The sequence below is a fragment of the Providencia sp. 21OH12SH02B-Prov genome, assembly GCF_027362595.1.
GTDB classification, from domain to species: domain Bacteria; phylum Pseudomonadota; class Gammaproteobacteria; order Enterobacterales; family Enterobacteriaceae; genus Providencia; species Providencia zhejiangensis.
Genome location: NZ_CP114796.1, coordinates 3102877 through 3128371, shown reverse-complemented (window position 1 = coordinate 3128371; position 25495 = coordinate 3102877). Strand labels below are relative to the sequence as shown.

27 protein-coding genes, 1 pseudogene and 1 other annotated feature are annotated in these 25495 nt (G+C 41.5%); of the genes and pseudogenes, 9 read left to right on the top strand and 19 right to left on the bottom strand.

All coding sequences use genetic code 11. The features are described from left to right. Positions 1-187: 187 nt before the first annotated feature. The gene (locus O7C57_RS14625; RefSeq protein WP_269723277.1) at positions 188-1363 is read left to right on the top strand and encodes a multidrug effflux MFS transporter; all 1176 of its coding nucleotides are present in this window, start codon (positions 188-190) and stop codon (positions 1361-1363) included. A gap of 135 nt (positions 1364-1498) precedes the next feature. Next, positions 1499-2128, top strand: coding sequence for a CatB-related O-acetyltransferase (locus tag O7C57_RS14620; RefSeq protein ID WP_154624478.1), 630 nt, complete (start codon positions 1499-1501; stop codon positions 2126-2128). A gap of 57 nt (positions 2129-2185) precedes the next feature. Here the strand turns inward: O7C57_RS14620 and O7C57_RS14615 are convergent, their stop codons facing one another. The 10 genes from O7C57_RS14615 to hisG all read right to left on the bottom strand — a co-directional run bounded on the left by O7C57_RS14615 (position 2186) and on the right by hisG (position 10416). Continuing rightward, positions 2186-2428 carry a DUF883 C-terminal domain-containing protein gene (locus O7C57_RS14615; protein WP_154624477.1) on the bottom strand — a complete coding sequence of 81 codons (243 nt, stop codon included), beginning with the start codon at positions 2426-2428 and terminating at the stop codon, positions 2186-2188. 96 nt (positions 2429-2524) lie between these two features. Further along, positions 2525-2950 (bottom strand): YbaK/prolyl-tRNA synthetase associated domain-containing protein, encoded by a 426-nt coding sequence (locus O7C57_RS14610; RefSeq protein ID WP_230085899.1) that lies wholly within the window; start codon positions 2948-2950, stop codon positions 2525-2527. 383 nt (positions 2951-3333) lie between these two features. Then, positions 3334-3945, bottom strand: a complete 612-nt coding sequence (gene hisIE / locus O7C57_RS14605; RefSeq protein WP_154624475.1) for a bifunctional phosphoribosyl-AMP cyclohydrolase/phosphoribosyl-ATP diphosphatase HisIE — start codon at positions 3943-3945, stop codon at positions 3334-3336. Next, positions 3939-4715: an imidazole glycerol phosphate synthase subunit HisF gene (gene hisF, locus O7C57_RS14600; RefSeq protein WP_154624473.1), complete on the bottom strand. Its 777-nt coding sequence runs from the start codon at positions 4713-4715 to the stop codon at positions 3939-3941. The genes hisIE and hisF overlap by 7 nt, the downstream gene beginning before the upstream one ends. Continuing rightward, entirely contained in the window at positions 4697-5434 is a 738-nt protein-coding gene (hisA, locus tag O7C57_RS14595) for a 1-(5-phosphoribosyl)-5-[(5-phosphoribosylamino)methylideneamino]imidazole-4-carboxamide isomerase (protein ID WP_154624472.1), read from the bottom strand. The genes hisF and hisA overlap by 19 nt, the downstream gene beginning before the upstream one ends. Positions 5435-5439: 5 nt before the next feature. Next, on the bottom strand, positions 5440-6033 hold the full coding sequence (gene hisH / locus O7C57_RS14590; protein WP_154624471.1) for an imidazole glycerol phosphate synthase subunit HisH: 594 nt from the start codon (positions 6031-6033) through the stop codon (positions 5440-5442). Further along, positions 6033-7100, bottom strand: coding sequence for a bifunctional histidinol-phosphatase/imidazoleglycerol-phosphate dehydratase HisB (gene hisB, locus O7C57_RS14585; protein WP_154624470.1), 1068 nt, complete (start codon positions 7098-7100; stop codon positions 6033-6035). The genes hisH and hisB overlap by 1 nt, the downstream gene beginning before the upstream one ends. 20 nt (positions 7101-7120) lie before the next feature. After that, positions 7121-8191 carry a histidinol-phosphate transaminase gene (gene hisC / locus O7C57_RS14580; RefSeq protein WP_154624469.1) on the bottom strand — a complete coding sequence of 357 codons (1071 nt, stop codon included), beginning with the start codon at positions 8189-8191 and terminating at the stop codon, positions 7121-7123. 3 nt (positions 8192-8194) lie between these two features. Next, entirely contained in the window at positions 8195-9511 is a 1317-nt protein-coding gene (gene hisD / locus O7C57_RS14575; RefSeq protein WP_269723276.1) for a histidinol dehydrogenase, read from the bottom strand. 5 nt (positions 9512-9516) lie between these two features. Then, positions 9517-10416, bottom strand: a complete 900-nt coding sequence (hisG, locus tag O7C57_RS14570; protein WP_163862678.1) for an ATP phosphoribosyltransferase — start codon at positions 10414-10416, stop codon at positions 9517-9519. Between the two features lie 41 nt (positions 10417-10457). Beyond that, positions 10458-10586 (bottom strand) — a sequence feature (His leader region). A 245-nt stretch (positions 10587-10831) separates the two neighbouring features. Between hisG and O7C57_RS14565 the strand changes: the two genes are divergently transcribed. Beyond that, on the top strand, positions 10832-11659 hold the full coding sequence (locus O7C57_RS14565) for an SDR family oxidoreductase (protein ID WP_154622056.1): 828 nt from the start codon (positions 10832-10834) through the stop codon (positions 11657-11659). On the opposite strand, the gene O7C57_RS14560 is transcribed toward O7C57_RS14565, so the two are convergent. Continuing rightward, complete coding sequence (locus O7C57_RS14560; RefSeq protein ID WP_154622055.1) at positions 11660-12283, bottom strand: glutathione S-transferase family protein; 624 nt, start codon at positions 12281-12283, stop codon at positions 11660-11662. It abuts the gene before it with no gap. Between the two features lie 159 nt (positions 12284-12442). Between O7C57_RS14560 and O7C57_RS14555 the strand changes: the two genes are divergently transcribed. Next, on the top strand, positions 12443-13648 hold the full coding sequence (locus O7C57_RS14555) for a serine hydrolase (RefSeq protein WP_163862675.1): 1206 nt from the start codon (positions 12443-12445) through the stop codon (positions 13646-13648). Between the two features lie 498 nt (positions 13649-14146). Here O7C57_RS14555 and O7C57_RS14550 read toward each other — a convergent pair. After that, a pseudogene (locus tag O7C57_RS14550) lies at positions 14147-14953 on the bottom strand (L-serine ammonia-lyase); the annotation flags it as partial. A 60-nt stretch (positions 14954-15013) separates the two neighbouring features. On the opposite strand from O7C57_RS14550, the gene O7C57_RS14545 reads away from it, so the two are divergent. After that, positions 15014-15711, top strand: a protein-coding gene (locus O7C57_RS14545) for an IS1 family transposase (RefSeq protein WP_269723143.1) whose coding sequence is annotated in 2 segments (ribosomal slippage) — positions 15014-15263 and positions 15263-15711 — 699 coding nt in all. Because the reading frame shifts where the segments join, the coding sequence is not laid out codon by codon here. A gap of 888 nt (positions 15712-16599) precedes the next feature. On the opposite strand, the gene ybjG is transcribed toward O7C57_RS14545, so the two are convergent. Then, entirely contained in the window at positions 16600-17208 is a 609-nt protein-coding gene (gene ybjG / locus O7C57_RS14540) for an undecaprenyl-diphosphate phosphatase (protein WP_196714118.1), read from the bottom strand. 182 nt (positions 17209-17390) lie between these two features. On the opposite strand from ybjG, the gene O7C57_RS14535 reads away from it, so the two are divergent. Beyond that, positions 17391-17810 (top strand): secondary thiamine-phosphate synthase enzyme YjbQ, encoded by a 420-nt coding sequence (locus O7C57_RS14535; RefSeq protein ID WP_154622383.1) that lies wholly within the window; start codon positions 17391-17393, stop codon positions 17808-17810. Between the two features lie 243 nt (positions 17811-18053). Here O7C57_RS14535 and O7C57_RS14530 read toward each other — a convergent pair whose 3' ends face one another. Further along, entirely contained in the window at positions 18054-18317 is a 264-nt protein-coding gene (locus O7C57_RS14530; RefSeq protein WP_004918038.1) for a GrxA family glutaredoxin, read from the bottom strand. Between the two features lie 241 nt (positions 18318-18558). Between O7C57_RS14530 and O7C57_RS14525 the strand changes: the two genes are divergently transcribed. The 3 genes from O7C57_RS14525 (at position 18559) to rlmC (ending at position 20672) form a co-directional block, all read left to right on the top strand. After that, on the top strand, positions 18559-18888 hold the full coding sequence (locus tag O7C57_RS14525; protein WP_154622373.1) for a YbjC family protein: 330 nt from the start codon (positions 18559-18561) through the stop codon (positions 18886-18888). A 129-nt stretch (positions 18889-19017) separates the two neighbouring features. Further along, positions 19018-19515: a YbjN domain-containing protein gene (locus tag O7C57_RS14520; protein WP_154622374.1), complete on the top strand. Its 498-nt coding sequence runs from the start codon at positions 19018-19020 to the stop codon at positions 19513-19515. 11 nt (positions 19516-19526) lie between these two features. Next, positions 19527-20672: a 23S rRNA (uracil(747)-C(5))-methyltransferase RlmC gene (gene rlmC / locus O7C57_RS14515; protein ID WP_154622375.1), complete on the top strand. Its 1146-nt coding sequence runs from the start codon at positions 19527-19529 to the stop codon at positions 20670-20672. A gap of 227 nt (positions 20673-20899) precedes the next feature. On the opposite strand, the gene artM is transcribed toward rlmC, so the two are convergent. The 5 genes from artM to O7C57_RS14490 all read right to left on the bottom strand — a co-directional run bounded on the left by artM (position 20900) and on the right by O7C57_RS14490 (position 25388). Beyond that, complete coding sequence (artM, locus tag O7C57_RS14510; protein ID WP_154622376.1) at positions 20900-21568, bottom strand: arginine ABC transporter permease ArtM; 669 nt, start codon at positions 21566-21568, stop codon at positions 20900-20902. Continuing rightward, positions 21565-22305 (bottom strand): arginine ABC transporter permease ArtQ, encoded by a 741-nt coding sequence (artQ, locus tag O7C57_RS14505; RefSeq protein ID WP_154622377.1) that lies wholly within the window; start codon positions 22303-22305, stop codon positions 21565-21567. The genes artM and artQ overlap by 4 nt, the downstream gene beginning before the upstream one ends. A gap of 12 nt (positions 22306-22317) precedes the next feature. Beyond that, positions 22318-23061: an arginine ABC transporter substrate-binding protein gene (artJ, locus tag O7C57_RS14500; protein ID WP_154622378.1), complete on the bottom strand. Its 744-nt coding sequence runs from the start codon at positions 23059-23061 to the stop codon at positions 22318-22320. 18 nt (positions 23062-23079) lie between these two features. Further along, positions 23080-23808 carry an arginine ABC transporter ATP-binding protein ArtP gene (gene artP / locus O7C57_RS14495; RefSeq protein ID WP_154622379.1) on the bottom strand — a complete coding sequence of 243 codons (729 nt, stop codon included), beginning with the start codon at positions 23806-23808 and terminating at the stop codon, positions 23080-23082. 104 nt (positions 23809-23912) lie between these two features. Continuing rightward, positions 23913-25388, bottom strand: a complete 1476-nt coding sequence (locus O7C57_RS14490) for a DUF2867 domain-containing protein (protein WP_269723275.1) — start codon at positions 25386-25388, stop codon at positions 23913-23915. Positions 25389-25495: the final 107 nt, after the last annotated feature.

Below are 25495 nucleotides of genomic sequence, written 5' to 3'. Positions count from 1 at the left end.
TATTTTTAAGTATAAAAATAGGGATGTACTATCAATACTTATTGGTCGTTTTTATCTTTATTATTGGATCGAGTATGGTTTTGATTGATGATACTGATAGAATCGAAAGCTTGTTTTTATTCTTAGGCCTCAGGTATTACTGTAAGCCTAGCTGATCATTTTATGATTATAAGTAAGAATTCTATTTATGCGAAAGTTCCTTGTCTTGCTGTTGTTACTTGTGCTGCTGAGTCCATTGGCAATTGATTTATATCTGCCAACAATTCCTACAATTGCGATTGCGTTAGGGGCGCCCGAGTCGCTGATCCAGTCTACTATTGCACTATTTATACTAATTTTTGGTATAGGGCAGCTAATTTCTGGCCCCTTGATCGACCGATATGGACGTAAGCCCATCGCGATTGTGGGCATCCTAATTTACATTGTCGGTTCAACTGTCGCAGCGTTATCAACAACCCCGGAAATTTTTATTGCCGCTAGGGTATTACAGGGGGTCGCTGTTTGTTGCACTGGCGTTGTGGCTTTTAGTGGTGTTCGTGATCGGATGAACGGCACGGAAGCTGCGCGTGCATTTGGTTTTTTAAATGGAACGCTCAATATCGTACCAGCATTAGCACCGCTTTTGGGGGGCTTTCTCGCTGAATATTGGGGATGGCGAGCCCCTTTTTGGTTTTTGGCTCTCTATGCGGTACTCATTTTAATGTTAGTCATCGCATTTTTGCCAGAAACTCGCCCGGCAAGTTTGCAAAATGTGAAGAAGTTGCAACTCAATCACTACCTGCATATCTTGCGTAACAAGCACTTTATTATTTTTGCATTGGTGAATGCAGGTAGTATGGGCATGGTCCTGACGTATGTTTCATTCGCACCGATTGTCTTAATGGGGGATGCAGGACTCACGCCACTAGAGTTTTCATTGGCGTTTGGTGCTAATGGTTTTTGGATTATGTTTGCGAGTTACATTGCTAACTATTATATCCCCAAAATTGGTCGCCCTAACTGTTTAAAAGCCGGCAGCCTATTTATGATAGCGGGGTGTTTAGGCTTGTTATTCGGTTTACTTGTCTTACCAACAGAGTTACAAAACCACTGGTTAGCTTATATGTTACCTGTAGCGTGTGCCTGTACAGGCCTTGCCTTTATGATGGGAACCGCAACGAGTTATGCTTTAGAACCTTTTGAAAAAGAGGCAGGAACGGCTTCGGCTTTAGTGGGTTTTATTCAAATGGCAGTAGGTGCAGCTCTGAGTTTATTGGCGATCAGCTCTCCCTTACCTGCAAATTGGGCATTAGCTATGTTAATGTTAGTAGGCGGAGTGATTGCGTTGGTTGCACGAAATACCAACTTAAAATTAACGCATTAAGTAGAGAAAAGATAGATGATAAATCCGTTATTAAAGCAGCCAAGGGTTGCTAAAGGTGATGTATTTTTGAGCGCGAATACATCACCATAGACAGCGTTCTATGGTAATAATAATTTTATAATTAGGATTGTTACCATGAATCAAAAACATTGGTCAAAATATCAACTTTTACACGAAGTTGTACAGAATCCGAATATCCATATCAAAGGACGTCATAGTTATTATAGTGACTGCTGGGATAATGGGTTTGAACAATCAGTAGTCCGCTATTTACAAGGGGATGAAGTCAGCCGTGATTGGCAATTACCTTGGGATGTCGATCAACTTTATATTGGCGATTATGTGTGTATTGGGGGAGAAGCCGTCATATTGATGGGGGGAAACCATACTCACAGAACAGATTGGTTTTGTTTATATCCATTTATTGAATATGTTAATGAAGCCTATGTTGGTAAAGGCGATACGGTTATTGGTGACGGAGCTTGGATTGGAATGCGGGCATTGATTATGCCAGGCATAAACATTGGTGAAGGCGCAGTTATCGCAGCAAATAGTGTTGTGGTGAAGGATGTCGAACCATACAGTATTGTGGGTGGCAATCCGGCTAAACGGATTAGCTATCGTTTTGCGCCTGATATCATTGCAGAACTTCTGGCATTAAAGATCTACGATTGGCCAGAAGCACAATTTAATGCCTTAAAGCCTTATTTGTGTAATTCAGATATAACAGCTTTGAAAATAGCCTTGGCTAAATATTTAAAATAAATAATACATAGGGAATGAGTTTATTATCATTCCCTTTTTGCATTTTATTTATCAGAATTATTTTTTGCCGGCTAAATAACCGAATATAAATCCGATACCCGCAGCGACAGTTGCTGCGGCAAGAGGATTACTTTTTACTGTATCCACAGCAGAATTGAGCGTGTCACAGCCTTGAGCTGCACATTTTCTGACAGTACCTTTTATTTGATGCTCAGCAGAACCCGTTGCTTCACCGTAGGCTTGTTCTGCTGTACCTGTTGCTTCTCTAGCTTTGCTTTCTGCTTTGTCGAATAAACTCATTATATTCTCCTTAAGAGTGAATAACAGTCACTATTAAGTGTAGCAGCCTTAAAAAATATGATACTTGATTTTACTTAAAAATAGGTACTTTTACTTTTATTCATCATCTCGAATAAAATCGACTAAAGTTGGATTAGCAATACGACGGTAATCTTCTGTATTCAAAATAACTGAGCGCTCAAGTGTTCCTGCATTAAAAGCCAGCTCTTCAAAACGAACAAATAAATAAGGATCAGCAATGAGTTTTAGAGATGGATGAAAACTAAAGGGCGGGATTGCACCAAAAACACATTGAGTTAATTCATCCACTTCTTTTGGGCTTGCTAATGAGGCGCGAGTGCCTCCGATGGCATGAGCGATCTTCGTTAAATCCGCTTGTTTATCAGCAGGAAGGATAGCAAGGACATGTTGACGAATACCATTTCCTTTAACGTGGCAAACTAAGCCTTTAGCACCTTGACCTAATTGTGTGCCACGTATTTTTGCCACTTCTTCTGATTTACCTGCCGTTGGATGTTCCATCACGCGGTATCGCGCATTCTGTTTATCAAGTAATTGGGTTAATTGAATAAAAATAGGGCTTTCTGACACGACGGTTCCTTTTTTATAAAAATAAACAGTTGAGATAGTAGCAAAATTAGATAACAAGCTAAATACCATGGATATGATATGAAAATTGGAAGAAATAATGGGAGCTAGACAACGCAATAAGAGAGTTTTTAAGTTAATAGCGAACTCATTGTCTAAATCGCATGTTGATTAAAATAGGCTTTTACGTGAATTGGTTGACTCAGTTATCTAAGTCGCCACTTATAGGTAAGAGAATAGAGAGGATTTGGTCGACGATCAAGTATCAGCGCATTTTGTTATATTGGGTAGCCCACCTTAAGCAGGCTACCGCATTATTATTGATGGCGTTCTTTCAGACGTTTGATAATGGTGCTTAAATCAAGATCTTGGTCCTGTAAGAGTACCAGCAGGTGGTACATTAGATCGGCGGCCTCATTCGTTAGCTCAGCACGATCATTGACTGTGGCTGCAAGTGCCGTTTCAACGCCTTCTTCGCCAACTTTTTGAGCGATACGTTTAGTACCACTTGCATATAGACGCGCCGTATATGAGCTTTCCGGATCAGCACACTTACGTGATTTTAATAAGGTTTCCAGCTCAAATAAGAATCCCCAATCACTTTGAGCGGGAGCAAAACAGCTCTCCGTACCATTGTGGCAAGTTGGTCCAACCGGTTGCACTAGGGCGAGTAGCGTATCACTATCACAATCAGGATAGATATCGACTAAATTAAGATAGTTGCCCGATGTTTCGCCTTTAGTCCATAAGCGCTGTTTGGTTCGTGAATAAAAGGTTACCTTACGGCTATCTAATGTGGCTTGCAACGCTTCTGGGTTCATATAACCTAACATTAATACATCACCAGAAGTTGCGTGTTGCACAACCACGGGCATTAATCCATCCACTTTTTGCCAAGCAAGTTGGCGACATTGTTCTGTGGTTAACATACTCTTATTTGAACTCCATTTTCTGCAAGGTATTGCTTTAATTCACCAATATTGATGATTTGCTTGTGGAAGACGGATGCGGCGAGGGCACCATCAACCTTTGCTTCAGTAAAAGCATCTAAGAAATGTACCATTTCACCAGCACCACCAGAGGCGATTAATGGCACTTGGCAGACATCACGGACTTTTTTCAGTTGGATTAAATCATAGCCTTGGCGTACACCGTCTTGGTTCATCATATTTAAGACAATTTCACCGGCACCTCGTTGTTGAACTTCAGTGACCCAATCGAGGGTTTTCCAGCGTGTTTGGGTGGTCCGTTTTTCATCCCCTGTAAATTGATAAACGAGGTAGTCACCCGTTTCATGGTCAAACCAGGTATCGATACCGACGACAATGCATTGTACGCCAAAACGATCAGCAAGGCGGCTAATTAGTGTTGGATCCGATAGCGCTGGTGAGTTAATGGATATTTTATCAGCGCCAAATGATAAAATTTGCGCCGCGTCTTCAACACTTTTGATACCACCCGCAACGCAAAATGGAATATCAATGACTTCTGCAACTTTTGATACCCAACTCTTATCGACCACTCTTCCATCAGATGATGCTGTAATATCGTAAAATACCAGTTCATCAGCACCTTCTTGGGCGTAGCGCTGTGCCAGTGGAACGATATCACCAATAATCTCATGATGACGAAATTGAACCCCTTTTACTACTTGTCCATCCCGAACATCCAAACAAGGAATTATGCGTTTTGCCAACATGCGATTGCCTCCGCGACTGTGAATTTGCCTTCGAGTAGGGCACGACCAACAATCACCCCCGCGGCGCCTGACCCTGGAATAGCAGCGATATCCGCCAAAGAGCCAATACCACCAGATGCTTGAAATGCAATAGCTGGATATTTTTGGCTAATTTCTTGGTATAAATTGACATTTGAACCTGCCAATGTGCCATCTTTAGAAATATCCGTGCATAAAACGTGCTTTAACCCATAAGGTTGATACATTTCAATGGCTTGTTCTAATGAAAGATTAGAGTTTTCTTGCCAACCACTGATGGCAATCTCTTTTATACCTTGTTGGTTAATTCGCACATCAAGGGCGAGTACGATGGCTTCTCCACCATAACGTTCGAACCAGGTTTTAACTAATTCAGGCTGTTTCACCGCGGTTGAACCAATAACCACCCGTGTAGCCCCTGCATCTAAAAGTGCTTTTACATCCTCTTCTGTGCGGATCCCGCCACCGACTTGAACGGGTACAGACACTCCGGCTAACAGTTTTTTAAGGAGGGGAATTTGACGTTTTTGTGGATCTTTTGCCCCAGTTAAATCAACTAAGTGTAATAATTTTGCGCCTTCTTGTTGGTATTGTTGTAAGCGTGGCAGGGGATCACTGCCGTAAGCGGTTTGCTTGGCATAATCGCCTTGATGTAAACGAACAACATTACCATCAATAAGATCTAAAGCAGGAATGATCATCTCAATTACATCTCCAAAAAGTTTTGGATCAGGCGAGAGCCAGCTGCTCCCGAGCGCTCAGGGTGAAACTGAACACCATAAAAATTATCCTGATTGACAGCACTGCTAAATGGATTACCGTATTGGGTTTGTGCAATGGTATTGCCTGAAATAGGCATGGAGTAGCTATGCACAAAATAGAAGTAAGCATCGTCGCGGATCCCTTTAAATAAAGGGTGGCCTGCTAAAGGTTTGACTTGATTCCAGCCACTATGAGGAACAGGTAAACCATCCGCATTCATTTTTTGGACTGGGCTATCTATCAAGCCAAGCAGTGGGATCAACGATTTTCCTTCTTCACTAACACTCCCCATTAATTGCATACCTAAACAAATACCTAAAACAGGCTGAGTCAGTGCTTTAATTAAGGGGATCAGTTCACGTTGCTGGAGTTGTTCCATCGCTGCGCTTGCAGTTCCGACACCCGGTAGGAAAACTTTATCTGCTTGTAAAATGGTGTTGGTATCACGGCTGATCTGTGGGGTATAGCCTAAACGTTTGACGGCATAGGCCACAGAAGACAAATTTGCACAGCCTGTATCAAGGATAACAACGTTCATTAGAGAACCCCTTTCGAGCTAGGTAACGTATCTCCTTCAACGCGGATAGCTTGACGTAAGGTACGACCAAATACCTTAAATAGGCTTTCAGCTTTGTGGTGATCGTTTTTCCCTTTCGTTTTCAGGTGTAAGGTACATCCCATCGCATAGGATAGGGAGCTGAAAAAGTGTTCGATCATTTCAGTGCTGAGGTCACCAACACGTTGGTATTTAAATTCTGCTTTATATTCAAGGTGTGGTCGGCCTGAAATGTCTAATGCACAACGCGCTTGGCACTCATCCATTGGGAGTACAAAGCCAAAGCGTGCGATACCACGTTTATCGCCGAGAGCAACGCGTAATGCTTCACCGAGTGCCAAACCCGTATCTTCTACGGTGTGGTGGTCATCAATAAACAGGTCACCTTTAACTTGGATATTCAAACGGAAACCACCGTGAGTGGCGATCTGGTCAAGCATGTGGTCAAAGAAGCCGACACCCGTATTGATTTCGCTTCCACCCTCACGATCAAGCCAGAGTTCGACGCGAATATTGGTTTCTTTTGTGACACGCTCAACGATTGCATGGCGATCACGCTGAGTTAATTTATCGGTGATAGCCACCCAATCAAGTGAATCAGGGCTATAGCGTAGGCCTTGGATCCCCATATTTTCGGCCAATTGTAGGTCAGTTTCACGATCACCAATCACATAACTGTTCGCTTTATCTAATTTACCTTCAACTAGGTAGTTTTCCACTAAGCCTAGTTTTGGTTTACGGCAGTTACAGCCATCCGCTGGTTTGTGAGGACAAATTAATACATCGTCAAAATTAATCCCTTGTGACTCAAAAACCTGCATCATTAAGTTGTGTGGTGGTTCGAAATCAGCGGTTGGGAAGCTGTCGGTACCTAAACCATCTTGATTGGTGACCATGACTAAGCGGTAGTTGGCTTTTTGTAAGGCCAGCAGGCTTGGAATCACTGCTTTTTCAAAAGCTAATTTGCTTAGGCTATCGACCTGAAAATCAGTAGGTGGTTCAGTGATTAATGTACCATCACGGTCAATAAAAAGAATTTTTTGGCTCATGAATATTTCCTATTTCAGGTTTAGCAAAGGGCTTCAATAGCTTCAATAACACGCACGTTTTCGGTTTCAGTACCCACAGTGATGCGTAGGCAGTTAGAAAGTCCTGGCTGTTTACTTTGGTCACGCAAAATAATGCCTTGTTCCCACAGCGCTTTAAATACTTTATTTCCATCCGTAAAACGCACCAAAATATAGTTGGTCTCACTGGGATACACTTTTTCTACGATAGAGAGTTCCGCTAGCGCTTCAGACAAGGCAATACGATCATTCGTGATTGTTGCGACACGGTGTTTCATTGTCGCTATTCCTTCCACGCTCAATGCTTCTGCGGCTATCATCGCAACGGGTGTCGAAAGAGGATAAGGAGCGATCACTTTTAAGAGTATTTCGATTACATCGGCGGAGGCTAATGTGAAACCACAACGTAGGCCAGCCAGCGCAAAGGCTTTTGATAATGTTCTTAATACCACAAGGTTTGGATAGTTAGCGAGCCAGCCTGCCACACTGTATTGTGGGCAAAATTCAATATAGGCTTCATCAACAACCACAAGCGCTTGACCCGCCGCCATGTCGAGCACTTCACGCAGTGCCTTATTATCGATGATGTTGCCAGTTGGATTATTTGGGCTACAAATATAGATCAATTTGGTGTTTGGCAAATTTTCACGAATGGCATCAATATTTAATGACCAGTCTGGTAAAGCGGGAATTTTTTTCTGTTCTACGCCAAAAGTTTCAGCGCTGACACTATACATACCATAGGTTGGAGGACAAAACATCACAGCGTCTTTGCCCGGTTCACAAAATGCACGGATCAGCAGTTCGATAGATTCATCGGCACCTCGGCAAACTAATACTTGCTCAGGAGCAACATTTGCATAAGCGGCATAGTTGAGAATGACACTGGCGGGCTGGCATTCTGGGTAACGGTTTAGATTACGTTCGTTAAATTGGAATTCTGGTGCAATAGGGTATTCATTGGCATTTAACCAAACATCGCCGTTACCACCTAAGCGACGAGCAGACATATAAGGGGTCATCACTTTCACATTTTCACGCGCAAGGCTAGCGGCTTTAAAGTTTTCGCTCATCACTTACTCCTGACTTTGTTTTTTGAGTTCAGTAACACGTAATGTTACGGCATTTTTGTGGGCAGTTAGGCTCTCTGCTTGCGCGAGTGTTTCAATCGTTGTCGCTAACCCAAGTAACCCTTGAGGTGAAAGCTTTTGTACTGTCATCCGTTTCATAAAATCAGCAAGACCCAAGCTGGAATATGTCGATGTATAGCCATAAGTTGGCAGCACATGATTAGTTCCTGATGCATAATCGCCCGCTGATTCAGGTGACCAATCTCCGACGAACACAGAGCCTGCACTGGTTATGCTGTCAACGAGTGCATCGGCATTACGAGTTTGCAAAATCAGGTGTTCAGGCCCGTAGCGATTGCTAATTTCGACACATTGTGCAATTGAATCGGCGATAATTACACGACTAGCACTCAGTGCGGCTCTCGCGATGTCAGCACGTGATAATTCAGCCAGTTGTGTTTCTGTTTCATCAATAACCTGCATAGCAAATTCTTGGCTATCCGTTAGTAGAATAACTTGTGAATCAGGTCCATGCTCAGCTTGCGATAACAGATCTGAAGCTGTAAATGCAGGGTTTGCTTGGCTATCTGCAATAACAAGCACTTCTGATGGGCCTGCTGGCATATCAATGGCTGCTCCTTCGTGGCTTTGGCTCACTTGGCGTTTCGCTTCTGTTACATAAGCATTGCCTGGGCCAAAAATCTTATCGACCGCTGGGATACTCTCTGTACCAAATGCCATTGCAGCAATGGCTTGCGCACCGCCCACCTGAAAGATATCGCTAATACCACACAGTTTTGCAGCATAGAGAATTTCATCCGCAATCGTTGGGGGAGAGCAAAGGATAATTTGTCGACAACCTGCAATTTGTGCAGGGGTGCCTAGCATCATTACCGTTGAGAGCAATGGCGCTGAGCCGCCGGGAATATATAAGCCAACCGAATCAATTGGGCGGGTGATTTGTTGACAAACCACGCCTGACTGAGTCTCAACGCGAATAACTTCAGGTTTTTGTGCTTCATGAAAACGACGGATATTACCAATAGCATTTTTCATCGCGACTTTGATGTCGTCATCGAGGCGTGATTCAGCTTGCTCAATGCTATCTGGCATGACTCGAATGCTAGAAATGGCCGTTTTATCAAAATGTTGGCTAAATTCAATGAGTGCATTGTCGCCACGAGCTTGTACTTGCTCAATGATCTGTGTGACCGCGCGACGAATATTGTCTGATGCCGCAATGGCTGGGCGTGTCAGCAGTGCTGTTTGCTCATTTGCATTACATTCTGACCAGCGAATCGGTTGGTTAAATCCCATTTCCATTGCACTTACTCCATCATTTTTTCAATAGGCAGAACTAAAATAGAGCTGGCACCTAATGCTTTAAGTTTTTCCATGGTTTCCCAGAACAAGGTTTCGCTACTGACCATGTGCATAGCTACGCGATTTTGATCGCCTGCTAATGGGAGCAGAGTTGGGCGTTCTGCGCCTGGCAGCAATGCAATAATATCTTCCAAACGTTCACTTGGAGCGTGCAACATGATGTATTTGGATTCACGAGCTTGAATAACGCCCTGAATACGAGTCATCATGCGGTCAATAAGCTGTTGTTTATCTGAAGAAATTTCGCCGTCACGTTGGATTAAGCAGGCTTTTGAACGATAAATCACTTCAACTTCTTTGAGGCCATTCGCTTCGAGTGTTGCGCCAGTAGAAACTAGGTCACAAATGGCATCGGCAAGACCTGCCCGAGGCGCGACTTCGACAGAGCCGTTTAATAAGCAAGATTTAAATTGAATGCCTTTTTCATCGAAATAACGTTTTAATAAGTTCGGGTAAGAGGTCGCAATACGAGCGCCATTTAAGCACTCTGCACCTGTGTAGTTAAAGTCAAGGGGTGCAGCTAATGACAAGCGGCAAGCACCAAAGTCAAGACGACGTAGTGTTTTGTATGCGGGGTTATCGCCTTGAGCGCGACGGCTTAATAATTCTTCTTCAAGAACGTTTTCACCGATAATTCCAAGGTCTACAACGCCGTCCATGACCAGTCCTGGGATATCGTCATCACGTACACGCAGTAAATCAATAGGCATATTTTCTGCATAAGCAATCAGTCGCTGTTGCTGTAAATTGATTTTAATTCCACAGCGTGCAAGTAGTTCTTGTGAGTCTTCACTTAAGCGTCCTGACTTTTGAATGGCAATTCTTAATCGTGATTTGTCCAACATAATTTTACCCTGCTTATTTTGTAATATATTTTTGATTAATAATAAAAAAACCCTCGGAAGATTATCTTCCGAGGGTTTTCTCTAATTCGCATTTCAGCCACCGGAAGAGTCGTTGATCGTCTTCCAGCACACATCGCCCGAAAGACTAATCAGGATGATGGTGATGATGATGGTTGCGAGAAATACGAGTCATAATAGCTTCCGTTAGTAATGGTGTTAGTTGCTTAAACATTCATTACCTATCAACCTATCCGATCTCCTCCCTACAATGCAACTGTTTTTTGCAAAATAACCAATAATAATTAGATAGTGAGGTTTCATAGTGAATAATCGCATAAATAATATATTCGGAAGTTAAAAGGTTTTCAGTTAACCTAGATGAAATTAAGTCGTTATCGGTAATCAGAGGTGATAGATGAAAAAGGTTGCGATTGTTGGATTAGGTTGGTTGGGATTACCGCTTGCGAGAGCCTTGTTAGCTGCTGGTATGGATGTTTCTGGTACCAAAACAACGCCGGATGGTATTGCGGCGGCTCGTGCTATAGGGATTGATTGTTATTATTTACAATTAACGCCGGAATTAGACTGTGATCCCACTGATTTCGCTCAATTAATGGAAGAGGCAGGGGCACTCATTATTTTACTACCACCTTCAAAAATTAATGTATCTGCTTATGTTGAAACAATTGAATTACTTGTCGATACGGCGATAACTTTTCGGATCCCCCGCGTGATTTTCACTTCTTCAACATCGGTTTATGGTGATCTTAGCGGTGAAGTTAATGAAGAGAGCGAACGTCAGGCAACCACGGCATCAGCACAAGCTTTGATTGATGTTGAAAATTGGCTGCATGCGCTACCAAATATTTCGGTAGATATTTTACGGCTCGCAGGCTTAGTTGGTGAGAATCGCCATGCTGGACGTTTCCTTGCAGGCAAAAAATCACTCAAAGGGGCGCAACAGCCGGTGAATATTGTTCATCAAGATGATGTGATTGAGGCAATCAAATTATTGTTGAAACAACCTCAGGGTGGGCATATTTATAACTTGTGTGCACCAGAGCATCCACAACGCGCTGATTTTTATCGTCAAGCCTCCCAATCTCTAAATTTAGAATTGCCTGAGTTTATGCTTGAAACGGAAGCAACAACTGGAAAGATTGTGAACGGTAACCGTATTTGCCAAGAACTCGGGTTTGAGTATCAATACCCAAACCCGATGAATATGCCAATGACAATTTAATTATTTCAGTGGGATCAACACAATTTTTTGGAAAGCGGGGCGCGTTTTTAATTGCTGATACCAACGCTCTAAATTAGGGAATTCAGGGCGTTCGGTGGCAATTTCATGCCATGGATAAAATAATGGGGCAATGGCGATATCGGCAATACCAAATTTTTGGCCATTAAAATAAGGCTGATTTGCCAGTGCCTCATCGGCAATTTTAAACAATTTTTCAAGATGATGATAAATTGCACGCGCGACTTCAGGATCGCGCTCAGCGACGGGAACACGCACAATTTTATTCATCATTTGTTTAATACTGTCGAATAAAGTCCCACATCCCCAGTCCAACCATTTGTCTGCCGCAGCTTTCTCTTGGAGGTTTTGTGAGACTAATAAGTGAGAGTGATCAAATTTTTCCGTAAGGTATCGTAAAATGGTATTTGATTCCCACAGGGTGAAGTCATCATCCTGTAAAGTTGGGATAGTGCCGTTTGGGTTCATTTTCTGATATTCGGGTGTATCAAGTCCGCCAAAAGGACCTCCAACATCTTTTTGATTATAAGCAACATTCAGTTCTTCAAGGCACCAAAGCACTTTTTTGACGTTTGATGAGTTTTTACGACCCCATACAGTTAGCATAGTTTACCCCATGATTTGATATTTCGTTGTTTATCGTCTCTAAGATAGATGAAATTGCATTATGGGAACAATCTTTATTTGTTGTGTGTAGCTTAATAGCGTAAAAAGTCCTACATTAATAATGAATTAACCGTTTTAGTATTTGTAAAGGAGTAACCGATGAACAGAAAATTTTTAACCTTAAAGGCACAATATCTAGGAACTGGATTAGGCCTTTTAGTTGCTGTAAGCAGTTTTTCTTATGCAGCAGAGACACCGGTTGCTCCACAGGTTGATGCCAAAGCTTTCGTTTTGATGGACTACGATAGCGGTAAAATATTGGCCTCGGGCAACCCAGATGAACGGTTAGATCCGGCAAGTCTAACAAAAATGATGACGAGCTATGTGGTAGGTCAAGCCATTAAAGCGGGCAAAATTACCCCACAAGATATGGTAACGGTTGGCGTCGATGCTTGGGCAACGGGGAACCCAGTGTTGAAAGGTTCATCATTGATGTTTTTGAAGCCAAAAGATCGAGTGTCAGTATTGGATTTAAATAAAGGGGTTGTTATTCAATCGGGTAATGATGCCAGTATTGCATTAGCCGATTATGTCGCAGGTAGCCAAGACTCGTTTGTGAGTTTGATGAATCAATATGTACAGCAGTTGGGTTTAAAAAATACCCATTTTAAAACGGTACATGGCTTAGACTCCGAAGGGCAATACAGTACCGCTCATGATATGGCAATCCTAGCGCAAGCCATGATCCGCGATGTACCAGAAGAGTACGCATTACACAAAGAAAAAGAGTTTACGTTTAATAAAATCCGTCAACCGAATCGTAACCGTCTATTGTGGAGCCAAAACCTCAACGTGGATGGCGTGAAAACGGGGCATACCAGTGGGGCAGGGCATAATTTAGTAGCATCAGCGACAGATGGCCCAATGCGTTTAATTTCCGTTGTGCTTGGTGCGCCAAGTGATCGTGTGCGTTTTTCTGAAAGTGAAAAACTATTAACTTGGGGATTCCGTTTCTTTGAAACCGTCACGCCAATAAAGGCTGATCAAACATTACAAACTCAACGAGTTTGGTTTGGTGATAAATCAGAAGTTGCACTCGGCGTAGAAAAAGATGCTGCTATTACCATACCAAAAGGGCAATTACAGAATTTGAAAGTGAGTTATACACTGTCTGATCCCTCAATTGAGGCGCCATTAGCTAAGAATCAGGCTGTAGGCACGGTCAACTTTATCTTGAATGATGAAGTGATTGAGCAGCGTCCTTTAGTCGTAAAAGAAGCTGTTGAGGAAGGAGGGTTCTTTGGCCGAATTTGGGATTATATCGTTAAAACGGTTAGCGGCTGGTGGACGGCTATTTTTGGTTAAATTGTTATGTTAAAAACATTTTAACCAGGGAGATATTAGCAGCTACTACGGTTAGGTATATCAATAAAGCCTATGTGAAGATGAGCCGTTAATAAACGTTTTCTACCATGGTTTTGATAGAAAACGAAGTTAACGACATAAATAAAAGCAAACCTTATGGTTTAGCAGCCCGCCAATCTAAACGGGAAGAGAGAGACCTCTTCCCGTTTTAACGTCAGCAAATCAAATGCCTCAATCACGGTAGCTCGGTAAGTTTCAATTTATCAATATCTTAGGTTTTTAATGGCGCGTGGCCATTGGCATAACAATCGAAGATATTGGGGGAAGTAAATCGCGTGTGTGGATTGCCTAAATGACGTTTGATGGAAAATACAGAGGGGGCTACCAGATAAAAAGGAAAGCGTAGTTTCTGACGCTATTATATTTTCTACGCATTAATTTGCTGATTTAAAATAGCAGTAACCACCTCCGTAGAGATGGTTACTTGTATTTTATGGATTATTCACAATGTGCTAGTTTGATGGCTAAGCCGCCCTGTGAGGTTTCACGATATTTAGCATTGATATCTTTACCTGTTTCATACATGGTTTCGATAACCTTGTCTAAACATACCCGTGGGTCACTGACGCGGCGTAATGCCATACGTGCCGCGTTCACTGCTTTCACCGCAGCAATCGCATTACGTTCAATGCAAGGTACTTGTACTTGACCGCCAACGGGGTCACAAGTTAGCCCTAAATTATGCTCCATTGCAATTTCAGCAGCGATACAAACTTGTTCAGGGCTTCCACCCATGAGTTCAGCCAGTCCTGCCGCAGCCATTGAACAAGCTACACCGACTTCACCTTGACATCCAACTTCTGCACCTGAGATAGAGGCATTCATTTTATATAATGACCCAATCACACCAGATACTAAGAAATAGCGGGTGTAAGAGTTTTCGTTAACAGGGCGAATAAATTTATCGTAGTAAGCTAACACGGCAGGAATAATACCGCATGCACCATTCGTTGGTGCGGTGACCACACGGCCGCCAGCGGCATTTTCTTCGTTTACAGCTAAAGCAAACATATTGATCCAATCAATAACGGCCATAGGGTCGATATTGGTATTGTCGCTAGTGACTAATTGACGGCGTAAAGCGGCTGCACGGCGAGGAACACGCAGTGGCCCCGGTAATAACCCTTCTGTAGTGACACCACGTTCAATACCGGCTTTCATGACATCCCAAACGGCAGATAGGTATTCATGAATCTCTTCTTTGCTGTGCAAGGCAAGCTCATTTTGCATCACTAATGCAGAGAGGGTCATGTATTCAATCTGGTGATTAATCTGTAATATAGGGTAATTTATCGGAGAATATTCATGGCTAAAGTCGATGTAAGGTGCCCATTTTGTCAACAAACTCCCTCAGTGAAAAAACATGGCCTAGGGAGTACAGGTCATCAACGTTATCGTTGTCAAGACTGCTGCCGAAGCTTCCAACTCGACTATGAATATCGTGCCTGCCAGCCCGGTACCAAAGATAAAATTATCGACCTAACGATGAATAATGCCGGTATTCGTGATACCGCTAGAGCCCTTCATATCAGCATTAATGCGGTTGTTCGCACTTTAAAAAACTCTCGCCGAAGCAGGTAACCTCTTTACCCCTTGATAATCTGCACATTGAACTCCTTTGCGAAGTCGATGAACAGTGGTCTTTTGTGGGTAATAAGAAGCAACAACGCTGGCTTTGGTATGCGTGGGAGCCCCGCCTAAAACGGATAATTGCTCATACGTTTGGTCGTCGAAACAAAAGGACTCTTCACCAGTTACTGGCTTTACTGTCTAGGTTTAATGTGGCTTTTTGGTGCACGGATAAGTTCAGTGCTTATGAGATATTGCCCAAGCAGAAACATGTGGTAAGTAAGTTTTATACGCAACGAATAGAAAGAGAGAATTTGAACCTGAGAAACCGCTTGAAGCGCCTTAACCGTAAGACGTTAGGTTACTCGAAGTCACCTGAAATGCATGACAAAATCATCGGTACATTCATTGAACGCGAATACTACCTATTATGATGATCTCTATATTGAATACACGACCCATAATAGTCTCCGAAATAAAAGTCAAAAAATAGGCATCTGAGCGAGGACAATAAGTCATCGCTGATGTTTTAATCTTTTGGTACGAACAAAATATCGCCAAATATAATGTGCAGTTTTTGTTTCAACGTAACAATCTGATTGGAAATAAATATAAAACTGATAGTAAATTTATTTTCAATCAGTTTTGTTAATTTTATATGTAAATTTGATAAACCGTTTTTGATGGTGCAAATGTACATATTATTAGTAGAAATCACCGTGATCATACTCTCAAAAGAGAAAAATGTCTTTAATGATGCTTTTTTTCGATTTTTATAAAAATGTTAAAAGATTTACCTTAAGATTAACGGATATAATGCTATTTGTGACAATGAAAAATAACCAAGATAAGGGCGTTATATGTCTTTTTATATTTAGTCTGCAATTTATTATTATATTAATAAATTAAATTAATATAAAAAAATAACAGTGAAATAAATTAATTTAAGAAAAAAATGTTAATGTGAAAAATATTATACTCAAGCGATGAGTTATATAACATATTGATTTTTAGTGGTATTTTTATTGGTGGTTAAGTGATTTACTTAGTGAATAATTATTGTTTTTTTAGTTTTTTAATTCTAAATACATTAATGAATGATAGGGTGAGAAGAGGAAGAGGTTAATACTTATTTTTCGATGCAAAAAATAATTAAAAAACGTAACGAAATATTTGTTAAATAATTGTTGTTATTTTTTGTGGGGGAAGCGTTATTTTATTCATTTGAAGGATAAAAAAATAAAACTAAATATTGATACAACGCAATATTTAAATAGCTTAGGTACTGGCGGAAATAACGCCAGTACCGATTAATAAGATTATTAGGCTTGCAACCAGCCTTTACGGATCAGAGACGCAAATATCATGTGGTAGAGGCGAGTGAGAGGAGCTTGAATTTTATGGCCAATAAGGCACCAAAAAATCTGAGTTAATCCGCATGAGATTAGGCCTAAGATAAATGCGCCAACCATGTCTAACGGCCAGTGAACCCCGAGATAGATGCGTGACCATGCAATAGCAATGGCGGGAACAAGCATTAATACGCCAACCCAAGTTCTTAGCCAGAATAAAAATGCAAATACAAAGGTAAAGACAATCGTTCCGTGGTTACTAGGGAACGAGGAAGTCGGTTCGTGTTCAAGGAAGTTAGTACCAATACCCATCACAAAAGGTCGGTCGTGAGGCGCGACTAAACCAATCAACCATGAAATTGCTAAGCCAATCACTAATGCATATGCAGTTTTACACACAAAGGCTCTTTGACGAGTCATGTCTTGTTGTGCTCCCCAAAACCAACATGCTGCGGTGAATAAGGGGAAAAGGAGAATTAAGCGTTTAGCGATAACGGTTGCAAATGCGATAGTACCACTTGCAGACGCTGGGGCCGCATTAATGAGATTAAAAAGATCCAGATTAAGTTGTTCCAGCACGAGTGTATACCTCTGAAAATGGTGATATTAAAGACAATAAAGCGAGAGAGTAAAGTCTCTTACATGACAGGTAAAGTACCTTTATCTTAATATTGGTGAAATTAGTCGATAAATTGACGTTTTGTTGATGATTTGCTCAATGGTTATCAATGAAAAACATGAAATGGGGGAAAGGACAGGTGATGTGGGTTCAAAAAGAAATAAAGCTAATGGCAAAAGAAAGGGGATTTCATCTTGTTACTGAGGAAATTTTACAGCAGCTACCAGAGCTAAAACAGATTCGGATTGGGTTACTGAATGTGTTCATTCAACATACCTCAGCCTCATTGACGATAAATGAAAATGCGGATTATACGGTAAGAAAGGACTTTGAGCGTTTTTTTAATCGTATGGTTCCTGAAGATGAACCTTACTATCAGCACAATTATGAAGGAAGTGATGATATGCCTGCTCATCTTAAAGGGAGCATTCTAGGGGCGAGTTTGACCATTCCTGTGAGCAAAGGGCAATTAAAAATGGGAACATGGCAAGGGATTTATCTATGTGAACATCGAAATTATGGCGGTCAGCGTAGGCTCGTTCTGACATTACAAGGGGAATAAGAGGGATCGCTTGAAAATGGGCAACAAAAAACCCGATAGCAGTAAGACGTAAAGTTGGCTATCGGGCTCCTCAATATGGGGACATCAAAGAAAAGCAGTGGCATAAATTAAGACTCCTTCTCAATAAGAAAGTTCGCATGTAAGAAAAAAAATTTGCTTTATTTTTGAATTTCTGGCTGGAATAGCACAAATTGGATAAGAAAGCGGCTCAAAGGAAGGCGTGAACCGCTTGAAAGTGAATGCTTATTTATAAAGGTCTAGATGCTCTTTCGCATAAGCTTCAAAATCTGTGCAGCCACCGATGTGTTTTTCATCGATAAAAATTTGTGGCACGGTCAGAACTTCTTTACCTACTGTTTTTGAAAGATCTTCTTTGGTGAGGCCTTCTGCTTGAATATCGACATAGCGATAGTCGAAATCATCACGATCATTTTTCAGTTTTTCCGCTAACTCTTTCGCACGCACGCAGTATGGGCAGCCTGGACGACCAAAAATCACAGTATACATAGTATCTCCTATATGACTAATTCTGTTTTTTTATCCACAATGCTCAATACTATGCCTATAACAGCAAAGAAATAAAAGATGATTTTTCCTTTTGTTAGTATAGGTCTGTCATATAATACGGTGAGTAGCTGTTGGTCATATTTTAAAGTACAGGATGGTTGATGTGCGCCAGCCACTGACATGACATAGCTATCTGCTAATTTGAGTAGGTTATTGATAAAAATTGACCAAAGGGTATACGATGAATAAAAAACCACAACGTGAAATGCGTTCACTATCTGATCTACCTAAACCCATTTTAATTTTAGAAGCTATCGGTATTCTGCTACTCATTGTTGTATTACTTGCCATGAATGGTTACTTGACGTTACCTGAACCATTGATGCAAAAAAATGCAATGGTGGCGATAGTGATGGTTGGAATTGGTTGCTTGATACCTGCAACGATTAACATCGTTTGGCGTGCGATTCATCGATTAAGCTTTCTTGGGATTGATAGTCAAAAAACGGCAAGGCCGGGAAGTAGAAAAAATCGAAATAACGATGATGAAAAAGAGAAAAAGGATGAGTGAGCATGGTTTTACTGGCGTTTTCACGGTTGATGTGTGAAAATTATCCACTTTTCTAACCATAAACGTTCGGTTTGGTTTAGTTAGAGTCAGGCGATTTGTTATTATTTGAGTTGAAGAAGGTTGTTACCCATGGATTCTATTTGTTACCCAGACATCTCACAATTGCGTGAATGGCTCGATCAACTCAAAACGTCCTATTTCGAGTGTGATTCATGCGCGGCGTTGCATTTGCCTCATATGCAAAATATAGAAGGTATCTTTGATGCTAAACTGGACATTATTAATAATGTACTGGTTCTTTCTGCTTTAGCTGAGCTGAAACCGACCGCAATCGTGACTTTGGTGGCAAATATTAGCCAAATTAATGCGAGTTCGCTGACGGCGAAAGTCTTTTTAGAAATTAATAACGAAAACCTACCTAAGTTAATTGTTAGCCAATCATTTTCTCTTGAAGCTGGGATGACTTATCGTCAGTTTTGTCATTTTTTACAGCAAGCCGAAGAGCAAATATCATCAATTGTGTTTGAAATTTATAGTAATAATCTACTTTATGCTAACCAAGATGAGTTTGATGAAGAAACCATTGAACTTGATGTTGATGATAATCCTTCCGTGATCCTTCACTAAATTTTTATATTATGTATTGTGAAAAATATGAGGCAGGTGAATGTCGTTCCTGCCAGTGGCTTGAATTACCGGCTGAGCAACAACTTAGACTAAAACAAGACAATTTGTTTTCCCTGCTACCTACGCTTTCACCAGCAGTATTTCAGCCTCCCGTTGCGAGCGCCTCGGTCAGATTTCGTAATAAAGCAAAAATGGTCATTAGCGGTAGTGTTGAAAAGCCTGTATTTGGCATCATCAACCCGCAAGGACAGGCGGTTAGCTTAACTCATTGCCCTCTCTATACTGAAGGTTTCGAACCCGTGTTTGACGTGCTTAAGCCTTTTATTGCGCGTGCAGGCTTAACGCCATATAACATTGAACGCAAACGAGGGGAATTAAAATATATCTTGTTAACTCAGAGCCAGCATACAGGGCAATTTATGTTGCGCTTTGTATTGCGTTCAGAAAAAAAAGTTGAGCAATTAAAAAAGGCATTGCCTTGGCTAAAGCAGCAACTCCCACAATTAGCCGTTATCACCGTCAATTTACAGCCTATTCATATGGCGATTTTAGAGGGTGAGCAAGAAATCTATCTTACTGAGCAACAGGTTCTACGGGAAGAGTTTAACCAAGTTCCTTTGTTTATACGCCCTCACAGTTTTTTTCAAACTAACCCTGTTGTTGCTGCGCAGCTATATCAAACAGCGCGTGAATGGGTAAGGGAACTTAAGATTGATAGCTTATGGGATCTTTTCTGTGGAGTTGGCGGCTTTGGTTTACATTGTGCTGATAAACAAACTAAATTAACGGGCATTGAAATTAGCGCACCTGCTATCGCTTGTGCAAAGCAGTCAGCCCAAGAACTAGGTTTACAGCGGGTTGAATTCCAAGCGTTAGATTCCACTCAGTTTGCGACAGCTAAAGAAGGTGTTCCTCAACTTGTTTTAGTCAACCCACCAAGGCGTGGGATTGGTAAAGCGCTGTGTGATTATCTTTCAAGAATGCAGCCAGACTATATTTTATATTCGAGCTGTAATGCGCAAACAATGGCAAAAGATATAGAGCAATTGGTCGGCTACGACGTTCGCAAAGTTCAGCTGTTTGATATGTTTCCTCACACATCGCATTATGAAGTGCTAACCTTGCTTGCCAAGGTCTCCACAGAACACAAGCATTGATTTATTCACAGTCACTTGCATGTTAGCAAGTGGCTGACTGCTCCTCGAGAAATGCAAGCTACGCCGAGCATAATGGCGAGTGATGGCGCTTTGACTTGATAGGTATCTGGTAGACAGGAACGATACAGTTGCAGCCATCTGTTGAGTGGCTGCGACGTAAATTCGTAGAATTGGATATGATGGCGCTAATTTCATGATGGCATATGGCAATATGCCATCATGAAAGCTTAACTTCGTTGTTCAAACGCGAGTGCTTGGCGCTCAATCAATCGCATAATAATGGTTAAGATGGCATTAACAACAAGATAAATAATACCAGCAGCGACAAACGCCATAACATCCCAACTTTGCCCAAACACTTGGCTACTGTAGCCCATAATATCCATCATCGTGATGGTACTGGCTAATGATGTACTCTTGAAGATCAACACGACTTCATTTGAATAAGAAGATAGAGAGCGTTTGAAAGCATAAGGCAGAATAATGCGCATAGTTTGTGCTTTAGACATACCTAATGCTTGGCAAGATTGCCACTGTCCTGAAGGAATCGCTTTTACCGCACCGTGGAAAAGTAATGTTGAGTAAGCCGCACTATTTAATGCCAACGCAATTACAGCACAGACCCATGGTGTCGAAATAAAATCCCATAAAACAGGGTAGTTCTGTAATGATTTAAATTGGCTAGGGCCATTATAAATTAAAAAGAACTGCACTAATAATGGGGTTCCCGTAAATAGCGTGATGTAAACCTTCACCGCTTGGGAAATCACCGGTGTTTTCAAAGATAGAATCAATGTAAAGACTACCGCCAAGACAAAAGCGATAAACAATGCACTGAACGTCAATGATAAACTGGTCGGTAAGCCAGGAAGAATATTAAGAATTAAATCGATCATTGCGATTCACCTCGCTCAAAACGGGTTGTACGCAACTCGATTCGTTTTAGGATGACTTGGCTCAATAAGGTGATCGCTAAGTAGATTAAGCCAACAATCGCATACCATGTAAACGGTTCATGGGTACGGTTAACGATGGTTTTAGTCTGCAACATTAAATCATTAACACTGATTAAAGAAACTAAAGCGGTATCTTTGAGTAAAACTAACCACTGGTTCCCTAATCCGGGCAGCGCATGACGCCACATCTGAGGCATGATAAAGCGAAAGAAAATAGTTCGTTTAGTTAATCCGAGGGCTAAACCAGCTTCCCATTGCCCATAAGGTACGGCTTTTAAGGCTCCTCGTAGCGTCTGTGATGCATAGGATGCATACAGTAGAGCCAGTGCAACCACACCGCAAGCAAAAGGCGTAAAGTCGAACTCACCACTTTCCGCAAAGAAAATGCTTGGATCAATTTGTAAGGTGGTTTGCCAGAAACCAAGGTTGATATCAATACCATCGCCTAATAGATTTATCAGTTGCAGTGTCCCGAAGTAAACAAACAGGACAACCAGCAGTTCTGGTAAGCCTCGAATTAACGTTACCCAACAGGTTCCTAAAAATGCGATTGGTTTAAATCGAACGGATTCCCAAGCTGTGAATAGCATGGCGAGAATCAAACCCAATATAAGGGCAGAAACAGCAAGGCCGACGGTCAGACCGGCGGCACTTGTTAGAAAAAGAAAATTATTCATTAACAGTATCGATTATTGTTCAAACCATTTTTTATAGATAACGTCATAAGTACCATCTGCTTTGACTTCTGCGAGAGCCTTATTCATTTTATCTAATAACTCTTTATTACCTTTACGTACTGCAATACCGAGACCAATGCCGAAGTATTGTGGGTCTGTGACTTTTTCACCAACAGGTGCTAAGTTTTCGTTACCTTTAGCTTTTAGCCATTCGTCGGCAACCGCAGTATCGCCAAACACGGCATCAATACGGCCATTTTGTAGGTCAAGAATGGCAGATTGATAGTTATCATAAGGCACAGTTGTCATACCTTTATGTTGTTCCATGATGTATTTTTGGTGAGTTGTTCCGTTTTGTACACCAATTTTTTTACCTTGCAGTTGATCGACTGAAGAAACCTTCTCTTTAATGGCGATAAATTCGGCTGAGTTAGGATAGTAAGTATCCGTGAAATCAACTTGTTTTTGACGATCTGGCGTAATATCTATTCCTGCCATTAATGCTTCAAAACGACGGAATTTTAGACTTGGGATCAAGCTATCGAAGGATTGGTGAGTAAATGTGCATGTCGCATTCATTTTTTCACACATAGCATTTGCCAAATCAACATCAAAGCCAACGATTTGGTTATTTTTATCGAACATTTCAAATGGTGCGTATGTTGCTTCTGTTGCAAAACGGATAGTCTCTTTTTCCGCCGCAGTTGCAGATAAGGTTACAGCGCCAAGTAGTGCAGCTAATATCATTTTTTTCATTGCTTAATCCTATATCTATTAATGTGACAGATAGTTTGCAAATGCTTGAGTTTGAGGAGCAGTGAAGTGGCTAGCATCCCCTTGTTCAACAATATGGCCGTTTTCCATATACACCACACGGCTAGCGGCTTTACGGGCGATCTCTACTTCATGAGTAACGATAACCTGTGTAATTCCTGTTGCTGACAATTCCCGAATAATATCGACAACTTGTGCCGTAATTTCAGGATCAAGTGCCGCAGTAGGTTCATCAAATAGCAGCACTTGGGGTTCCATCATCAGTGCACGGGCAATGGCAACACGTTGTTGTTGACCACCCGATAAATGTAACGGAAAACGTGTTGCGAATTGTGTTAGGCGTAAACGCTCTAGCAATTTCTCCGCTTTGGCTTTTGCTTCTTGACGTGACAGCTTTAAAACTCGGCATGGTGCTTCAATAAGGTTATCTAAAACGGTCAAATGTGGCCACAAGTTGTATTGTTGAAATACCATACCTACATTTTGGCGCAATGCACGGATCGCCTTGGCATCGGGTGTAGATGCAAAGTCAAATTGCTGACCTGCAATGTTAAGCAAACCTGAACGTGGCATCTCGAGCAGATTTAACACGCGTAATAAAGAGCTTTTACCAGCGCCGCTAGGACCGAGTAACACCATGGTTTCTCCGGCTGGGCACTCTAAGTTAATATCAAAAAGTGCCTGATGAGAGCCGTAAAAACAGTTTATATTTTTTAATTGAATGCTCATGCTTACCAATAATACCTTGTTTAATTGACACAGATATTAATCCTGTAAGCATATTTATGCAATATTGTATGCATAAAAATTTGGTTTTTATCTTCAATCAATGATTATTTTGAAGATAATTGCTCTGTTTGTGGTTTATGAGCACGCTGTTTATCGCGTTCAAAAGCCAGCTCACTGATGCGTTTTGCCATTTCTTTAAAAATAAATAAATGTGCTGGCATCATGGCGAACCAATACAGTAATCCACTGAAGCCAGCAGGATGCCACCAAGCACGCACATCAATTGAACGGCGACTTCCGGTATCATGAATCGTAAAGGTGAGACGGCCTAAACCAGGCGCTTTCATACCAAATAATAAACTAAGCTGTTTTTCTGGTTCGATATTAATCACTCTCCAGCCATCGATCTCATCACCTAGCTGAAGTTCTTCGCGATCAGGCCGACCATATTTCACCTTGTTTAGCATCATGTCATCCATAATCGCACGGGTCTTCCAAAGGGCATTGGCATAAAAGTAGCCATCTTTCCCCCCAATTTGTTGTACGACGTGCCATAAAGATTCTGTGCTGGCGGAGGTACCGAGGGTAAAACCTGCTTGTTTAGGATAAAAACCATAACCTGGGCGCCAACGTTTTTTAACTTCAGGATCGTATCCCCAATCTGCATTATCGATCGCATCGGCTTCTTGAGATAAAGTCATTCTGACAGCATCATCAAATGAAACTAACGTTTGTGGGATCAATTGGCGTAGCGCTTTATCATCTGCTGGCAGATCATGTTGTAGGCCTTGGATCAACTCTTTCGCAATGGAAGGTGGTACTGAAGTGATTAGACTAATGAAATGTACCGAAATCATACTGATTGGAATGGGAATAGGGATCAGTAACCGACGTTTGCCGCTGATTTTGATAAAGCGTTTAAATAATTCTTGGTAGCTCATATATTCTGGGCCACCGGCATCATAGATATGATCTTCCGTGACAGGCAGTTTTGCGAATTCAGTTAAATAATAAAGGATATTACTCAATGCGATTGGTGATGATTTTGAGCGAACCCAACGTGGCGGAGTCAAAATGGCTAAGTTGTAAACCATATCACGCATGATTTCAAAGGCGGCGGAACCCGAGCCAACAATGATAGCCGAGCGAATTTCGGTGACAGGCACTTTGCTTTCGCGCAGGATCTCTCCGGTTAAACGGCGAGAGATTAAATGCTGTGAATAACTATGGCCATGCTGTAATGAACTAAGATAAATAACATGTTTTACATTAGATTCATCAAGCGCTTGCTGAACATGACGTGCCGCAGTGCGTTCACGTTCAATGAGATTGGCTTGATCCGCCATGCTATGAACGAGGAAATAGACAATATTGATTTCCTTCATAATATCGTTGAGTGTTTCAGGATCTTGTAAATCAACATAGATGCATTGCGTGCCTTGCCAACCTTGGGAGAGCATCCAATCTACACGTCTTGCTGCTGCTGTCACTTGATGGCCTTGTTTAATTAATTCAGGGATTAAATTCTGCCCGATATAACCACTCGCCCCCAAGACTAAAATACGTTGTTTTTCATTCATGTTGGTTTCCTATTTCGCACTCATCTAACGCTATTGTGACTGAAATTCTACTTATGTAAAGCGCTGTTAAATATCGTCATTTTAGGATACCTGCTTATTCACTTAGT

Excerpts from the sequence above, each read along its gene's own strand:
- O7C57_RS14555 (WP_163862675.1), top strand. The coding sequence starts at position 12,443 with ATGAACAGAAAATTTTTAACCTTAAAGGCACAATATCTAGGAACTGGA.
- hisD (WP_269723276.1), bottom strand. The coding sequence starts at position 9,511 with ATGGAAATGGGATTTAACCAACCGATTCGCTGGTCAGAATGTAATGCA.
- O7C57_RS14615 (WP_154624477.1), bottom strand. The coding sequence starts at position 2,428 with ATGAGTTTATTCGACAAAGCAGAAAGCAAAGCTAGAGAAGCAACAGGT.
- O7C57_RS14530 (WP_004918038.1), bottom strand. The coding sequence starts at position 18,317 with ATGTATACTGTGATTTTTGGTCGTCCAGGCTGCCCATACTGCGTGCGT.
- hisIE (WP_154624475.1), bottom strand. The coding sequence starts at position 3,945 with ATGTTAACCACAGAACAATGTCGCCAACTTGCTTGGCAAAAAGTGGAT.
- O7C57_RS14535 (WP_154622383.1), top strand. The coding sequence starts at position 17,391 with ATGTGGGTTCAAAAAGAAATAAAGCTAATGGCAAAAGAAAGGGGATTT.
- O7C57_RS14625 (WP_269723277.1), top strand. The coding sequence starts at position 188 with ATGCGAAAGTTCCTTGTCTTGCTGTTGTTACTTGTGCTGCTGAGTCCA.
- artQ (WP_154622377.1), bottom strand. The coding sequence starts at position 22,305 with ATGAATAATTTTCTTTTTCTAACAAGTGCCGCCGGTCTGACCGTCGGC.
- hisF (WP_154624473.1), bottom strand. The coding sequence starts at position 4,715 with ATGTTGGCAAAACGCATAATTCCTTGTTTGGATGTTCGGGATGGACAA.
- hisB (WP_154624470.1), bottom strand. The coding sequence starts at position 7,100 with ATGAGCCAAAAAATTCTTTTTATTGACCGTGATGGTACATTAATCACT.
- O7C57_RS14610 (WP_230085899.1), bottom strand. The coding sequence starts at position 2,950 with ATGGAACATCCAACGGCAGGTAAATCAGAAGAAGTGGCAAAAATACGT.
- hisH (WP_154624471.1), bottom strand. The coding sequence starts at position 6,033 with ATGAACGTTGTTATCCTTGATACAGGCTGTGCAAATTTGTCTTCTGTG.
- O7C57_RS14525 (WP_154622373.1), top strand. The coding sequence starts at position 18,559 with ATGAATAAAAAACCACAACGTGAAATGCGTTCACTATCTGATCTACCT.
- rlmC (WP_154622375.1), top strand. The coding sequence starts at position 19,527 with ATGTATTGTGAAAAATATGAGGCAGGTGAATGTCGTTCCTGCCAGTGG.
- hisG (WP_163862678.1), bottom strand. The coding sequence starts at position 10,416 with ATGTTGGACAAATCACGATTAAGAATTGCCATTCAAAAGTCAGGACGC.
- O7C57_RS14520 (WP_154622374.1), top strand. The coding sequence starts at position 19,018 with ATGGATTCTATTTGTTACCCAGACATCTCACAATTGCGTGAATGGCTC.
- O7C57_RS14620 (WP_154624478.1), top strand. The coding sequence starts at position 1,499 with ATGAATCAAAAACATTGGTCAAAATATCAACTTTTACACGAAGTTGTA.
- O7C57_RS14565 (WP_154622056.1), top strand. The coding sequence starts at position 10,832 with ATGAAAAAGGTTGCGATTGTTGGATTAGGTTGGTTGGGATTACCGCTT.
- hisA (WP_154624472.1), bottom strand. The coding sequence starts at position 5,434 with ATGATCATTCCTGCTTTAGATCTTATTGATGGTAATGTTGTTCGTTTA.
- artM (WP_154622376.1), bottom strand. The coding sequence starts at position 21,568 with ATGATCGATTTAATTCTTAATATTCTTCCTGGCTTACCGACCAGTTTA.
- hisC (WP_154624469.1), bottom strand. The coding sequence starts at position 8,191 with ATGAGCGAAAACTTTAAAGCCGCTAGCCTTGCGCGTGAAAATGTGAAA.
- artP (WP_154622379.1), bottom strand. The coding sequence starts at position 23,808 with ATGAGCATTCAATTAAAAAATATAAACTGTTTTTACGGCTCTCATCAG.
- artJ (WP_154622378.1), bottom strand. The coding sequence starts at position 23,061 with ATGAAAAAAATGATATTAGCTGCACTACTTGGCGCTGTAACCTTATCT.
- O7C57_RS14560 (WP_154622055.1), bottom strand. The coding sequence starts at position 12,283 with ATGCTAACTGTATGGGGTCGTAAAAACTCATCAAACGTCAAAAAAGTG.
- O7C57_RS14490 (WP_269723275.1), bottom strand. The coding sequence starts at position 25,388 with ATGAATGAAAAACAACGTATTTTAGTCTTGGGGGCGAGTGGTTATATC.